This is a genomic window from Nocardia sp. NPDC005998 (assembly GCF_040614395.1).
In the GTDB taxonomy this organism is placed as follows: domain Bacteria; phylum Actinomycetota; class Actinomycetes; order Mycobacteriales; family Mycobacteriaceae; genus Nocardia.
Map to the genome: position 1 here is coordinate 37,625 of NZ_JBEXUI010000025.1, position 14,157 is coordinate 51,781.

The 14,157-nt window shown below is 66.5% G+C and carries 12 protein-coding genes; 4 read left to right on the top strand and 8 right to left on the bottom strand.

Features of this window, described 5'->3' with window-relative positions; translation table 11 throughout:
- Positions 1-88: 88 nt before the first annotated feature.
- Positions 89-1,237: a VCBS repeat-containing protein gene (locus tag ABZ293_RS27910; RefSeq protein ID WP_355185388.1), complete on the bottom strand. Its 1,149-nt coding sequence runs from the start codon at positions 1,235-1,237 to the stop codon at positions 89-91.
- 441 nt (positions 1,238-1,678) lie between these two features.
- On the opposite strand from ABZ293_RS27910, the gene ABZ293_RS27915 reads away from it, so the two are divergent.
- Positions 1,679-3,418 carry a PspC domain-containing protein gene (locus tag ABZ293_RS27915; RefSeq protein WP_355185522.1) on the top strand — a complete coding sequence of 580 codons (1,740 nt, stop codon included), beginning with the start codon at positions 1,679-1,681 and terminating at the stop codon, positions 3,416-3,418.
- Positions 3,411-3,620, top strand: a complete 210-nt coding sequence (locus ABZ293_RS27920) for a hypothetical protein (protein WP_354951666.1) — start codon at positions 3,411-3,413, stop codon at positions 3,618-3,620. Before ABZ293_RS27915 ends, ABZ293_RS27920 begins: the two co-directional genes overlap by 8 nt.
- 268 nt (positions 3,621-3,888) lie before the next feature.
- On the opposite strand, the gene ABZ293_RS27925 is transcribed toward ABZ293_RS27920, so the two are convergent.
- Together ABZ293_RS27925 and guaA are read right to left on the bottom strand one after the other, a co-directional pair.
- On the bottom strand, positions 3,889-4,344 hold the full coding sequence (locus ABZ293_RS27925; protein ID WP_355185390.1) for a hypothetical protein: 456 nt from the start codon (positions 4,342-4,344) through the stop codon (positions 3,889-3,891).
- Positions 4,345-4,417: 73 nt separating this feature from the next.
- On the bottom strand, positions 4,418-5,992 hold the full coding sequence (guaA, locus tag ABZ293_RS27930) for a glutamine-hydrolyzing GMP synthase (RefSeq protein ID WP_355185392.1): 1,575 nt from the start codon (positions 5,990-5,992) through the stop codon (positions 4,418-4,420).
- Positions 5,993-6,125: 133 nt separating this feature from the next.
- On the opposite strand from guaA, the gene ABZ293_RS27935 reads away from it, so the two are divergent.
- Complete coding sequence (locus tag ABZ293_RS27935) at positions 6,126-6,926, top strand: alpha/beta fold hydrolase (RefSeq protein WP_355185394.1); 801 nt, start codon at positions 6,126-6,128, stop codon at positions 6,924-6,926.
- Positions 6,927-6,984: 58 nt separating this feature from the next.
- Here ABZ293_RS27935 and ABZ293_RS27940 read toward each other — a convergent pair whose 3' ends face one another.
- Together ABZ293_RS27940 and guaB are read right to left on the bottom strand one after the other, a co-directional pair.
- Positions 6,985-8,157 (bottom strand): GuaB3 family IMP dehydrogenase-related protein, encoded by a 1,173-nt coding sequence (locus ABZ293_RS27940; RefSeq protein ID WP_355185396.1) that lies wholly within the window; start codon positions 8,155-8,157, stop codon positions 6,985-6,987.
- A 306-nt stretch (positions 8,158-8,463) separates the two neighbouring features.
- A complete protein-coding gene (gene guaB / locus ABZ293_RS27945) occupies positions 8,464-10,008 on the bottom strand; it encodes an IMP dehydrogenase (RefSeq protein ID WP_355185398.1) in 1,545 nt (514 codons plus the stop codon).
- A gap of 223 nt (positions 10,009-10,231) precedes the next feature.
- Here guaB and ABZ293_RS27950 point away from each other — a divergent pair, with 223 nt between their 5' ends.
- Entirely contained in the window at positions 10,232-10,645 is a 414-nt protein-coding gene (locus ABZ293_RS27950; protein WP_040686729.1) for a DUF5319 domain-containing protein, read from the top strand.
- A 217-nt stretch (positions 10,646-10,862) separates the two neighbouring features.
- Here ABZ293_RS27950 and ABZ293_RS27955 read toward each other — a convergent pair whose 3' ends face one another.
- The 3 genes from ABZ293_RS27955 to ABZ293_RS27965 all read right to left on the bottom strand — a co-directional run bounded on the left by ABZ293_RS27955 (position 10,863) and on the right by ABZ293_RS27965 (position 13,546).
- Positions 10,863-11,972 carry an anti-sigma-D factor RsdA gene (locus ABZ293_RS27955; RefSeq protein WP_355185400.1) on the bottom strand — a complete coding sequence of 370 codons (1,110 nt, stop codon included), beginning with the start codon at positions 11,970-11,972 and terminating at the stop codon, positions 10,863-10,865.
- Entirely contained in the window at positions 11,965-12,543 is a 579-nt protein-coding gene (locus ABZ293_RS27960; RefSeq protein ID WP_354951867.1) for a sigma-70 family RNA polymerase sigma factor, read from the bottom strand. The genes ABZ293_RS27955 and ABZ293_RS27960 overlap by 8 nt, the downstream gene beginning before the upstream one ends.
- A gap of 127 nt (positions 12,544-12,670) precedes the next feature.
- Entirely contained in the window at positions 12,671-13,546 is an 876-nt protein-coding gene (locus ABZ293_RS27965; RefSeq protein WP_355185402.1) for a hypothetical protein, read from the bottom strand.
- Positions 13,547-14,157: the final 611 nt, after the last annotated feature.

Here is a 14,157-nt window from a genome sequence, read left to right on the forward strand (position 1 = left end):
GACGGGTACATGTCTTCGATACTGGCACGGCCACCGACACCCGACCATCAGGAATCACCCTGATCTATCGGTGGACCGTAGCGGTCGATCAGGCCGAGTAGTCGATAGCGGGGCCGAAGGTGCCGTCGCCGTTGCCGTAGCGCAGGGTGATATTGCCCGTGCCGGTGTTGCCGATGACCGTGTCGATCTTTCCGTCGCCGTTGAAGTCGGCGAGGATCGGGGTGGACAGGGGCACCAGCCCGCCGGAGGGGTACGTGTGCGGCGGACCGAAGGTGCCGTTGCCGGTGCCGAGCAGCACGCTGATGCTGGAGGTGCCGCCGTTGGCAACCACCATGTCGAGCAAGCCGTCGCCGTTGAGGTCGGCGAGGTCGAAGCACTGTGGGAGCAGACCGCCGGTTTGATATGCCGTGGGCGCGCCGAAGGTGCCGTCACCATTGTTGAACAGTGTGGATACGGTGCCTGCGACCAGGTTGGAGAAGAGGATGTCGGGCTTGCCGTCGGCGTTGATGTCGCGCGTCATGCCGTACCAGGCGGTCAGGGCACCCTCGCTGAACGTGGTCGGGGCGGCGAAGGTGCCGTCACCGCGGCCGCGGTAGATCTGGATGGTGCTGTTGACGTAGTTGCCGCGCAGCAGGTCGAGGTTGCCATCCCCATCGAAGTCCGCGACGTCGGCGGACCCGGAGCCGACGCCCAGGTTGCTGGAGAGGGTGTATGCCGCACGGAAAGTGCCATCGCCATTGCCCATGAGCACCGACCATGACGGGGCCTGGTTGGAGGTGGCCAAGTCCGGGTTGCCGTCGTGGTCGAAGTCGCCGACGACGACCGCCCCGGGAGCCAGATCCGTCGCATAGTTGACGGCCTTGGCGAAAGTGCCGTCGCCATTGCCCATCAGTACGGAGACGTCGCTGGTGGTGAAGTTGGTGACGGCCATATCGAGCTTGCCGTCGTGGTCGAAGTCCGCGATGGCGACGTAGTCCGCCTGACCGCCGGTGGCGTAGCGGACGGCGGGCTCGAAGCCTCCGCCGGGCCTTCCCAGGAAAACAGACACTCCGAACCCGAGCACGAAATCGCTGAATACGACATCGGTGTAGCCGTCGCCGTTGAGGTCGGCAATCGCTGGAACCGCGGGGCCGGTCAGGTTGGGGAGCACATCAGCGGATGCCGAAGTGCTGGTGAAGGCGCTACTCGCCAATGCCGTGGCGACGCAAGCGCTGAGGACGAACCTGGTGCGTGTCACTTGTTTCTCCCGAGTTGTTCGATGTCAGCAGAACGCTACGGCGTTCTCAGACGTGGTGAGGCCGCCCGATTCCTGTCCGGTCCGGACAGGAAAGCCACGCTGAACTGCCGTTCTTATGTCGAGCTCAGGCATCTTGCGACGCACTGGGCCGGCAACCGACGGATCCGCCGCCGACCCGTGCACCGCCGGACCGGAGAATTGCCACCAGGCATGTCTACCAGCGCTTTTGGGCTCGCCCACCGATCAATGGCCGCGGCAGCGCACAGCCCAGCGCCATACGTTTCTTCCGGGCCGGAAAACGTCCCACTCAACACCGCGGCGCTACCTCCCCCAACTCCCCTATCGCCCACCCGCAACTGAACAACAGACCGCTTGGTACAAAGAGATCAGAGTTTTTCTCAGGGTTCCCCCCGATGCGCCGAAGTGCTGGTCAGCCCCACCATGGGAAATATGACGAAAACGACCTTCGGCGATCAGCTTCACCAGATGTGGCAGACGCGGCCCGTCCGGTTGCCGCGGCAAGGTCCGATCGCAGGCGTCGCGGCCGGATTCGGGCAGCGGTACGGCATCGATCCAGTGCTCATCCGGGTCGCGCTGGTGGTGTCGACGATCTTCGGCGGTGCGGGCATCGTGTTGTACCTGCTCGCCTGGCTGCTGCTGAGCGAGGCGGGTGATCAGTCGTCCGCGGCCGAATCGCTGTTCGGCAAGGGGCACAGCTCCCAGTCGCAGACCAAGACCATCGTCTTGCTTGTGGCGCTCGCCATTGCGGTCAGCACCATGGGACCGGTCGGCGTCGGACTCGCGGGCTCGGGCCTGATCAGCATGGCGCTGATGCTGGCCGGTTGGTGGATGCTGCATATGCGCAATCCGCAGCCGCCGCCCGGCACCAGTTCGCTCGGCGCCTTCGATGGCGGTCTCACCGCGACCGGTTATCCCGGGGCCGTATTCCCGCAGCGCACGGGGCCCGGCGACTTCTACTCGCCCGATGTCCCGCCGACCAGCATGTACACGCCGTACACGAAGTTGCCGGACGCCTATGTTCCGGACCATCCGGTCCAGGAGGCACCGCCGCAGCAGGCAGATCCGGACACGCTCCTATTGCACGACGCCGATGAAGATGATGCCGTAACCGAACTGATCGAAAAGGGCAGTACGCCGACCGATGCTGGCGCTGCGCCCTCTGATGCCGAGACCGTCTTGCTGAGCAAAGACGCGGTGTTACTCGATAGCGGCGACACGGAAACCACGTCCCGAAGCGACATCGAGACCACTCGGCCCGACAACGGCACAACACCGATCGGAACCGCCGCCTCCGCAGCGCCGGGCACGACGTCCAACGCGCCAGGAGACAGCCTGCCTCTCGATAAGGCTGTCGCCACGCCGAACGCAAGCAATACCGACACCCCCACCATGAGTACCGGCGGCGGCTCGTCGCAATCCGAATCCGCTTCCGGCACAAGCACATCCCGGCCCCCGGTCGCGGCTGTCGCGAAGCCGACAACGACCGCCGTAACCCCACCTTCCTGGGATCCGCTCGGCGTCGCCCCACTCGCTTGGGACCTCCCCGAACCCACCCCGACCACCACTGTCGTCGCACTCCCGCCCAAGCGCCCCCGCTCCCGACTGACCGCGGTGGTGCTCGGCCTGGCCATCCTGGCCGCGGCAGGTGCGGGCGCACTGGCCGCCTCGGGTGCGGACTGGATGACACCGGGGCGCATCGGCGCGGTGGCGCTGGCGGTGATCGGCCTCGGTCTGGTGGTCGGCGCCTTCCTGCGCCGCGGTTACGGCCTGCTGGTACTGACCGCGCCGCTCGCCGGATTCGTGGTGTTGGCCTCGATGATCGGCCCGATCGAATTCGACAGCGCCACCATCGGCGATCGCACCTGGACGCCGACCTCGATGACCGACCTGGCCCCGAGGTACGAGTTGACCGTGGGGACAGGCGTTTTGGATCTGCGATCGCTGAAGCTGACCGAGAACCGCGCCGTCGAGGTCGCGGTCCAGCTCGGCGATGCCAAGATCCTGCTGCCCGAGGGTATGGCGGTGCACACCGACTGCACCGTCAATCTGGGAGATGTCCACTGCCCGACCGGGATCACCGGCCCGCACGCCGACGGCACACCGGTGCTCGACCTGAAGGTCCATGTCCGGACCGGCAATGCGGAGGTGCACCGTGGCTGACCCGACCGATAACAACACGACCAAGCGTGGGCCGTCGGTCTCGCTGCTGATCGTCGGCCTGCTCGCCCTCGGCGTCAGCATCTGGGCCTTCACCGGCCCGACCACGACCGCCAGCGGCGTCGTCTCGCTCGGCTGGGTCGTCGTGATCTCCGCCATCGTGGTCGGCATCCTGCTGGTCATCTCCCCACGCAAACCGCGCTGATCGACAACCGAATGAACCGACACAAATGGCCCGTCTCCCGACGGGCCATTTTCTTTCCGGCGCAGGAGCACGCCAATGCCCATGGAACAGTTCGACATCGACGATCAACCGACCGATCATCTCGGAATTCCGCTGGGCCGGTTCATGCCACTGACACCGAGCCGCAGTTACCTCGGCGGCGGTTTGCTACTCGGGCAGTTCATCCTCGGCGGCACCGCCAGCCGACCGGGACCGAACAGCGCTGCGCGGCACGACGCCAGCGATGCGCCTACTCCAAATAGGCCGAGCAGCTCAGATGTTCGCTGATCCGGTCCAGCAACCGCTGCATACTCAGCCGCTGCTTCCCCTCGACACCGCGCGCGATCATCGGCACCATCCACCGCCCGGTGGTGGCGACATTGAACACCTGCTGGATCATCCGAGATCCCTTCGGATGCGGCAACACTCGGCATTCGGCGCGAAACCACCACTGCCCCTCGACCGCGAGCATGGCCTGTGCCCGATCCACCTCGACCCGAATCCCATTGGGATCACCCGCGATCGCGGCCCGGAATTCGTTCGGGCCGCCGCGCAGCCGCATCTCGGAATCCGGACCATCAGCGAGGAAGAAGGCGTTGTCCAGACCGACCGGACCCGCGCTGACCGAGGTGAGCAGCGCGGCCACCACCCCACACGGGGCCTCGACGACCGCGTTGAGTGTGCAGAGCGGCTTCTTCGCTGCCATCCGGACCCCCTGAAAACTGGTCTACCCGGCTGACGGTACTCCCGAAATCCCCTCGATCAGCCCAGATCGCGGGTCACTCCCATTCGATGGTGCCCGGCGGCTTGCTCGTCACGTCCAGGACCACCCGGTTGACCTCCGCCACCTCATTGGTGATGCGGGTGGAGATCCGCTCGAGCACGTCGTAGGGCAGACGGGTCCAGTCCGCGGTCATGGCGTCCTCGCTGGAGACCGGGCGCAGCACGATCGGATGACCGTAGGTGCGGCCGTCACCCTGCACGCCGACGCTGCGCACATCCGCGAGCAACACCACCGGGCACTGCCAGATCTGGCCGTCCAGACCGGCGGCGGTCAGTTCCTCGCGCGCGATGGCATCGGCCTGCCGCAGCGTGTCCAGCCGGTCCGCGGTGACCTCGCCGACGATGCGGATGGCCAGGCCAGGGCCCGGGAACGGCTGGCGGGCAATGATTTCCTCGGGCAGCCCGAGTTCGCGACCGACCGCGCGCACCTCGTCCTTGAACAGCAGCCGCAGCGGCTCGACGAGTTCGAACTCCAGGTCGTCGGGCAGACCGCCGACATTGTGGTGGCTCTTGATATTCGCGGTACCCGAGCCGCCGCCGGACTCGACGACATCCGGGTACAGCGTGCCCTGCACGAGAAACTCGACGGCCGGACCGGAATCCGATGCCGCGCCGTCGGCGACGACTACCTCGGAGACCGCATCCTCGAACGACCGGATGAACTCCCGCCCGATGATCTTGCGCTTCTCCTCCGGATCGGTGATGCCCTTCAGCTCACCGAGGAATTTGTCGACCGCGTCGACGGTCACCAGTTTGGCGCCGGTCGCGGCGACGAAGTCCTGCTGCACCTGCTCGCGCTCCCCGGCGCGCAACAGGCCGTGATCGACGAACACACAGGTCAACCGGTCACCGATGGCACGCTGCACCAGCGCGGCGGCGACCGCGCTGTCCACACCGCCCGACAGCGCACAGATGGCATGACCGTCGCCGATCTGCTCGCGCACCGTGGCGATCAGCGAATCGGCGATATTGGCCGGGGTCCAGGTGGCCGGGATTCCGGCGAGGTCGTGCAGGAAGCGGCTGAGCACCTGCTGGCCGTGCGGCGAGTGCAGCACCTCGGGGTGGTACTGCACGCCGGCCAGCTTGCGGGCCCGATCCTCGAACGCGGCGACCGGTGCACCCGCGCTGGTACCGGTGACCTCGAAGCCCTCGGGCGCATCGGTGACCGCGTCGCCGTGGCTCATCCACACCGGCTGTTTGGTCGGCAGGCCACCGTGCAGCACACCGCCGTCGATACTGAGCTCGGTGCGGCCGTATTCGCGGGTGCCGGTGTGCGCGACGGTGCCGCCGAGCGCCTGCGCCATGGCCTGGAAGCCGTAGCAGATGCCGAATACCGGAATGCCCAGATCGAACAGCCGCGCATCCAATTGCGGCGCGCCCTCGGCATACACACTGGACGGTCCGCCGGACAGAATCACCGCGAGCGGCTGCTTCTCGGCGATCTCGTCCACCGTGGTGCTATGCGGGATCACCTCCGAGAACACACTCGATTCACGGACCCGCCGGGCGATCAGCTGGGCGTACTGGGCGCCGAAGTCGACGACGAGGACCGGTCTCTGGGTTTCTGCCACCCATTCAGTTTAGTAAGGGTGCGTAGCGAGCGAACCATCGGCACAGCAGCATCGCAGCCGAGTGCCAGCGAGGCGTAGATGTCAGCGGCTGAATCATCGCGCGCACCCCCGCACCGCTCGTTATCCTCATGCCGTGCCCTTCGCCCGCGCGATAGATGCCAACATCCACTACGAGGACAGCGGCGGCGACGGTCCGGTGGTCTTGCTCGCACACGAATTCTTTATGGACCGAACGATGTTCGCATCCCAGATGGCCGCGCTCGCACCGGAATTCCGCATCGTGTCCTGGGATGCGCGTGGACATGGCCGCACCAGGGACGAGGGGCTGCCGTTCACCTATTGGACCGCTGCGCGCGACGCCCTCACCGTGCTGGACCATCTCGGCGCCGAACGCGCGGTATTCGGCGGTACCGCGCAAGGGGGGTTCACCGCGCTGCGCACCGCGCTCATCGCACCCGAGCGGGTTTCCGCGCTGATCTTGATCAGCACCGAGGCACACGGCCCGACACCCGAACAGTCCACCGCGACCCAGAAATTCCTGGATGAGTGGTACGACGACTGCTCCCGGCAGGAGGCCGTCGAACAACTCGCGTACTGGCTGATCGGCGATGACGAGTGGTACCGCTCGATCTGGACCAAACGCTGGCTGGCCCGCGACCGCCGCGGTATCGAGGTCGCCGCGGGCTGTCTGCTCGGCCGCGACTCGGTGCTGGACCGCTTATCCGAAATCACCTGCCCCGCCTTGGTGATTCACGCCACCGACAGCGGCATCACCCGCGACCGCGCCAAACAACTGGCCAGGAGGCTGGCCGTATCCACCTACGTCGAGATCGCGGGCGCGCGCTTGGCCGTCACGATGACGCACCCCGAACCCGTCAACGCCGTCATCCGGCAGTTCCTGCGCGAACACACCGTGCCGACCCGCGTTCGCTGAACGCCGCCCCGGCATCGGCTCGGCTCATCGAATACCGTGCTGCGCGAAAACGGTGTGGTCAGGCACGCACGCTCAGCCCGACCCGCTGGAATTCCTTGAGGTCGGAGTAGCCCGCCTTGGCCATCGAACGGCGTAGGCCGCCAACGAGATTCAGCGAGCCGAACGGATCGTCGGAGGGCCCGAACAGCACTCGTTCCAGACTCGGGCGCACGGTTTCACCGGTATCGCCGGACAGTTCGCCGCCCAGATCCCATGGATCCTCCACGTGCAGCAGCGAACCGCGCGGCACCGACGGGTGCGCGGCCGAGGACGGCCAGAACCAGCCGCGACCGGGCGCCTCGGCGGCCAGGGCCAGCGGCACGCCGAGCATGGCCGCATCGGCACCGCAGGCAATGGCCTTGGCCAGCTGACCCGAGGTTGCGATATCACCGTCGGCGATCACGTGCACATAGCGTCCACCGGTCTCATCCAGGTAGTCACGGCGCGCGGCGGCGGCGTCGGCGATCGCGGTCGCCATCGGAACCCCGATGCCGAGCACCTCGCCGGTGGTGGTGGCGCCCGGGTAGGAGCCGTAGCCCACGATCACGCCCGCGGCGCCGGTGCGCATCAGATGCAGCGCGGTCTTGTGGTCGCTGACACCACCGGCGACCACCGGCACATCGAGTTCGGCGATGAAGGTCTTGAGGTTCAACGGCTCACCGTCGCCGACATGTTCGGCGGAGATGATGGTGCCGTGCACCACGAGCAGGTCGATACCGGCCTGCACCAGCGCGGGGGTCAGCGCGCGCGCATTCTGCGGGCTGACCCGCACCGCGACCGTCACACCGGCGGCGCGCACCTGCGCGACCGCGGCGGCCAGCAGATCCGGCTGCATCGGTGCGGCGTGCAGCTCCTGCAACAGCCCGACCGCACGCTCGTACCCGCCCTTGGCGACGAGCTCGAGCAGCTGATCGATCTTCGCGGCGACATCGGCGTGCCGGGCCCACAGCCCCTCACCATTGATGACACCGAGTCCGCCGAGCCTGCCCAGTTCGATAGCGAACTCCGGCGAGACCAGCGCGTCGGTCGGGTGCGCCAGGAACGGGATCTCGAACCGGTAGGCGTCCAGCTGCCACGCCAGCGATACCTGCTTCGACGAACGGGTCCGCCGCGACGGGACGATATCGACATCGTCCAGTTCATAGGTACGCCGGGCGGTCCGGCCCATGCCGATCTCGACCATGTCGCGCACGCGTCTTCTCCTTCATTTCGGCCGCGCAGGCGCGGCGTGTTCACGGCCCCTGATGTCTCGCGTCCGAGCCATCGAGACTCGCACCGGTGGCGCACACGTTTCGACGACTCCATGCGAGGCGGGCCGCGAACGGGTCGCTCGTAAGACTCGCTCCGTTGTGGTCGACAGAGCGGAAACCTGGCCATCGGGACTCGTAATCCCCGACCACTCGCTTCGCTCGATCGTCGCGGCTCGGGACCGCAACGACCTGCGAACAACCTCAATCATGCACGGACCGGACGGTCCCGTACACCACCGCCGAGCAGGCTAGCCGCGACCAGTGTAGTTGGGCGCCTCGACGGTCATCGTGATGTCGTGCGGGTGGCTCTCCTTGAGCCCCGCCGCCGTGATCTGCACGAACTGCGCCTCTTGCAGATCGGCGATGGACTGCGATCCGGTGTAGCCCATGGCCGCCCGCAGCCCGCCGACGAGCTGGTGGATCACCTGGTTGACCGGTCCGCGGAACGGCACCCGGCCCTCGATGCCCTCGGGCACCAGCTTGTCCTCGGCGAGCACATCGTCCTGGAAGTAGCGGTCCTTGGAGTAGGACTTGGCCTGGCCGCGGCCCTGCATCGCGCCCAGCGAGCCCATACCGCGGTAGCTCTTGAACTGCTTGCCGCCCACCAGGATCAGCTCACCCGGCGATTCGGCGGTACCGGCCAGCAGCGAGCCGAGCATTACCGTGGACGCGCCCGCCGCGATGGCCTTGGCGATATCACCGGAGAACTGGATGCCGCCGTCGGCGATTACCGGAACGCCGTGCGGCTTGCATGCGGCGACGGCCTCGAGGATCGCGGTGATCTGCGGCGCGCCGACACCGGCGACCACGCGGGTGGTGCAGATGGAGCCGGGGCCGACACCGACCTTCACCGCGTCCGCGCCCGCCTCGACCAGTGCGGCCGCACCGGCCCGGGTGGCCACATTGCCGCCGACGATCTGGATGCGATCGCCGACCTCGGCCTTGACCTTGGTCACCATCTGCAGCACACCGGCCTGGTGGCCGTGCGCGGTATCGACGATGAGCACGTCCACCCCGGCGTCGGCCAGGGTCATCGCGCGCGACCAGGAGTCCTCACCGACGCCGATCGCGGCGCCGACGAGCAGGCGACCGTCGCGGTCCTTGGTGGCGTTCGGGTACTGATCGGTCTTGACGAAGTCCTTGACGGTGATGAGTCCGCGCAGGCGGCCGTTGCCATCGACGATCGGCAGCTTCTCGATCTTGTGGCGGCGCAGCAGGCCGAGCGCGGCCTCGGCGGTGACGCCCTCCTGCGCGGTGATCAGCGGCACCTTGGTCATCACATCGGCGACCCGGCGGTTCTGATCCACCTCGAAGCGCATATCGCGGTTGGTGATAATGCCCACAAGCGCACCGGTCTCGTCCACCACCGGCAGACCGGAGATGCGGAAGCGCGCACACATGGCGTCGACCTCGGCCAGGGTATCGGTGGGACGACAGGTCACCGGATCGGTGACCATGCCCGCCTCGGACCGCTTGACGGTCTCGACCTGCGCGGCCTGATCGGCGACGGCCAGATTGCGGTGCAGCACACCCATACCACCGGCGCGCGCCATGGAGATGGCCATCCGCGCCTCGGTCACGGTGTCCATCGCGGAACTGCACAGCGGGGTGCGCAGCCGAATCTCGCGGGTCAGCTGGCTGGAGGTCTCCACCGAGCTGGGGATGAGATCCGAAGCGGCCGGTAGCAACAGCACATCGTCGAACGTAAGGCCGAGCATGGCGATCTTGTTCGGATCGTCACCACCCGTAGGAGGGCGGACCGCGATTCGTTCGCCCGATACGGGATTACTCATTCGGATCGACCCCTCCTGGACGTCGAAAGCAACGAACGCCGGATGACCGGCGTCGTGGACTGGTGGAATGGACGGTGGCGGCTCCGCCAGCAATGTCGGGTGCCGGCCGGGCCTGCAAACCATGGTATCTGCCCCGCAAACACACCGATGAACTGAGCCCACCGCCGAAACTGGCGCGCCGCATAGCTGGCGAAGAGCACCCTGTTCTGCGTACCGTGGGGGTGTGCGTGACCATCTACCACCTGGCTTGCCGCCGGATCCGTTCGCCGGAGACCCCTCCGACCCGTCCGCCGCGCTCGACGCAATCGAGCCCGGCGAGCCGCTGGATCCCCACGAGCGCCTTGCGGTCGAGGAGGATCTCGCCGACCTTGCGGTGTATGAGGCGCTACTAGCGCATCGTGGCATCCGCGGACTTGTGGTCAGCTGCGAGGACTGCAGACAAGACCACTACCACGACTGGGACATGCTGCGCGCCAACCTGCTTCAGCTGCTGGTCGACGGCACGGTGCGCCCGCACGAGCCCGCCTACGATCCGATGCCGGAGGCGTATGTCACCTGGGACTACTGCCGGGGATACGCCGACGCCTCGATGAACGAGGCCTTCCACGGCGATGGGTTCGACGGGTTCGACAGCTGATATCGCGCGCCGAGTAACAGGCGCGGTGACACGCGGGCGCGATGTGAAATAGCTAACAGACAAAGAGCCGACCGCCGGTCGGCAATCGGTTCATGCACAGCAATTCGGAGATCGAGCCACGCACACGCTGGGGCGTCCGAATATGCGTACGCCCCAGCGCGGCTGCGGGTTCAGCGCTTTCCTAGAAGCCAAAGCGCTTGTGGAGTACCAACTCCGATTATGTGGCGGGTCTCGATCCGGGCAAGCCGGGCAGCGTAGGCAAACCACTGGGAATCACAAAGGTGTTGCCACCAACGGTCGGCGGCTGCGCGGGCACACCGGTGTCCGCAGTCGGCTGGACCACCGGCGGGGGCTGAGTTCCCACGACGGTGGACGGCGGTCCCTGGGGCGGGTGCGTCTGACTCGGCTGCTGTGGCTGCGTCGGCGGTTCGGTGGTCACCGGCGTCGTCGGCACAGTCGGCTTACCAGGCGTACCCGTTGTACCCGGCACCGTCGGCTCGATCGTCGTCGGCGTCTTCGTATCGACCGGCGGCACCACCGCGGAAGTCGACCCACCATCGCCGGATGGCTTGGTGGTCGGTGCGGTGATGGTGCTGCCATCGGTCACCGAACTCGGCGTCGTCGAAGACGTGCTCGGCGCGAGCGACCTCGCGATCTCCGGGGCGATCTTGCTCAACTGCGCGAGCAACGCATCGAATTCACTGATCCGCTTGTCGCGCTTGGCCGGATCGTCGATCAGCTCCGCATTTGCCTTGGCGCCCTCCAACTTCTGCCTGGCCATATCCGGATTGCCCTGATCGAGCATCACTTTCGCGTTCGCCAGATCATTGTCGGCACGTTGCACCACGGTGCTCTGCGCCTGCTCGCTGAACACGACTTCCTTGACCCGCCACAGCGGATCACCCGGGGCGGCACCATAGGAAAACGCCGAAAGTCCGCCGATGACCAGAGCCAGCGCGGCCGCTGTCCCGAGGATCGGACGAACAAGCCGTAGTCGCGTACCCGACTGCGCACCGATGCGAACCTGCCGGGCACCGATCTCCTGGTTGACCGTAGCAACGATCTCATCGAGACTCGGTTCGCTGGGTAGCGGTGGGGAAATCAACTCCGCCCGCCAGTCCGCCAGCAGCGTCGCGAGCTGATACTCCTCCGCGGAGTCGGTCTGCACCGGCCCGTTGCTAGCAATGGCATCGATCAGCGCATCGTCTCGGCGCACCGCCGCGATGTCCACCGGTCCGGTGTCACCGCTCCCGGCGTAGGGACCGCTGTTCCGCGATCCACGTCGCGCCTTCCAGTCGCCCCGACCGCGCTCGCCATCCCTAGCCATACATTTCACCTGCCCTCGCCACTTGTGACTTCAGTTTCGCGAGCGCCCGGTGTTGAGCGACGCGTATCGCACCCGCCGTACTGCCCACGGCGACTGCGGTTTCTTCTGCTGACAAACCCATGACCAAACGCAGGATCAGAATCTCGCGATGCTTCTCCGGAAGCGTCGCGAGCAGGCTGTTCATCTGCCTGCTCGTTTCGGATTCCAGTGCTCGCTGTTCCGGGCCTTGGTCGGTGGATATGACATCTGGTACTTCGGCCATTGCCTCCGCCTTGTTACGGGCGGCATTGCGATGTGCGTCGGCGACCTTGTGCGAAGCGATTCCGTATACAAAGGCCATGAAGGGCCTGCCCTGGTCCTGATACCGGGGCAAGGCTGTCATCACAGCCAGACATACCTCCTGCGCAACGTCGTCCGCGGAGAGCTGTCCACGCTCCGCAGCGCCGATCCGCGCGCGGCAATAGCGCACCACCAACGGGCGGACCATTTCGAGTACCTGAGCTAAAGCGGATCTGTCGCCCTGCGCAGCGGCAGCGACGGCGAGGTCCAACTCTTCGCCCGTGTTCGTCATCGTCAGAGAATTTCCTGGCGTTACAAGTGGCACCGTCGGTGATGAACAGTGCTTCCGCCGAAGGGGCGGAACGGATCTAACAATAGCGATACAACCCGCGGGTACGGGCAACACGGTCGTCTCTAGATCAGACTCGGGAATCACTCATGGGACGAAAGCGCCCGCCACGACGGCCGATGGTCTTGGCGCACCGCCGCGCGTCGGCCTCGGCCGCACTCGCGCGAGTCCCGGCGGACACCCCGGCGCGCAACATCGAGCTGGCCCAACGCAATGGCAGCAATTCGTGCTCGCGGCACTGTTCGGCGACCTCATCGGCCAGCACGCGCGCGCGCTCACTGTCGCCGGACGCAGCCGCGGTCGCGGCGACCAGAAGCCTGGACTTCACGCGGTGCCGAACCGAGGGTCCCTGCTCGGCGAGCGCGAGGGCCGTCGCGGCGTGCGGCGCCGCGGTGTCGGCAGCCCCGGAGGCGAGTGCGGTCTCCGCACAGACCCAATGCCAGCGGATCAGCGCCCGCCAGCCCGCCGAGGTCCCCGCACGGGTCAGTTCGTCATGACTGCGCCGCAGCAGCCGGGTGGCCAGCGCGAGACGGCCGGTGCCGAGCGCATCGGCCGCGAGACCGGTCAGCGCATCGCATATCGCGTCGACGCGATTCGGCCCGAACTCGTCGCGATCGGCGGATCCGGTCGGCAGGATCAACGCGGCCGCGCGACCGTCGAAGGCCGCGGCGCGGGCATGCCAGCCGAGCTGGCGCAGCAGCGAACCCGCGGTGCTCGCGGCCAGCGAGAGCAATACCGGATCGGTGGTGCTGGCCGATAGCGAGCGCAACTCCTCGCGTGCCGCGGCGTAGCGCCCCTGGCCCCCCAGAATCACCGCCCGATACCAGGAATCGAGGGGGTGCGCGGCAGCTGGCAACTCGGTAGCGGCACGTTCGGGGCAGGTGCCGAAGGCCGCATCGGCAAGCATGGCGGACTCGATATATATAGGGGAAGCTGACGCGAGCACGGCCGAACTCTATCCTGCGCGGCGCGACCGGCGGCCCGCCGAGAAGCCGCCAGCGGGGTCGACCCGGCTACTATTCAGCATTTCTGTCGCCGATGTCGTGTTTCCATCAAGTAAAAGTGTCCCGGCAATCCCGTAGCGCGTGTGACTGGAATTCACATGCGTTTCGCGCAATTAACCTCAGCGTCCCGTTTCTGCCATCTGCGATCGACCGTACGCCGGAGCCGCCGACCGACACTGTGACAGGACCCACGTCTACGAGGACCGCCCGATCATCGGGGCGCAACCACCAAACCCGTTCCCACCTGCGGGAATGCGGAATACTGGCATCATGCCAAGAGATCCCCGTCACTGGTCAACCGATCAGTATTACTGGAAAGGCGTTAAAAGTAAACAGCCCGGAGGTTAAATTTCGCAGCTAAAGATTTCGAAAACTGCTGCATCGAACTATTGACGGAATTTCGCGGCTGGACCTAACGTAGCTCATCGCCACGGTCGGCGCCGCGCGAAATTGCAGCGACCGCAATAGGCGAGCCCAGGGCACGCCGCGCCGATCCAGCGCCGTGGCCACAACTGTTGCAGAACAACTGCTCGACAACGCTGACGAGCTCGCA

Bases quoted from the DNA above. Each gene is read 5' to 3' on its own strand.
- ABZ293_RS27915 (WP_355185522.1), top strand. From the start codon at position 1,679: ATGGGAAATATGACGAAAACGACCTTCGGCGATCAGCTTCACCAGATG.
- ABZ293_RS27925 (WP_355185390.1), bottom strand. From the start codon at position 4,344: ATGGCAGCGAAGAAGCCGCTCTGCACACTCAACGCGGTCGTCGAGGCC.
- guaB (WP_355185398.1), bottom strand. From the start codon at position 10,008: ATGAGTAATCCCGTATCGGGCGAACGAATCGCGGTCCGCCCTCCTACG.
- ABZ293_RS27955 (WP_355185400.1), bottom strand. From the start codon at position 11,972: ATGGCTAGGGATGGCGAGCGCGGTCGGGGCGACTGGAAGGCGCGACGT.
- ABZ293_RS27960 (WP_354951867.1), bottom strand. From the start codon at position 12,543: ATGACGAACACGGGCGAAGAGTTGGACCTCGCCGTCGCTGCCGCTGCG.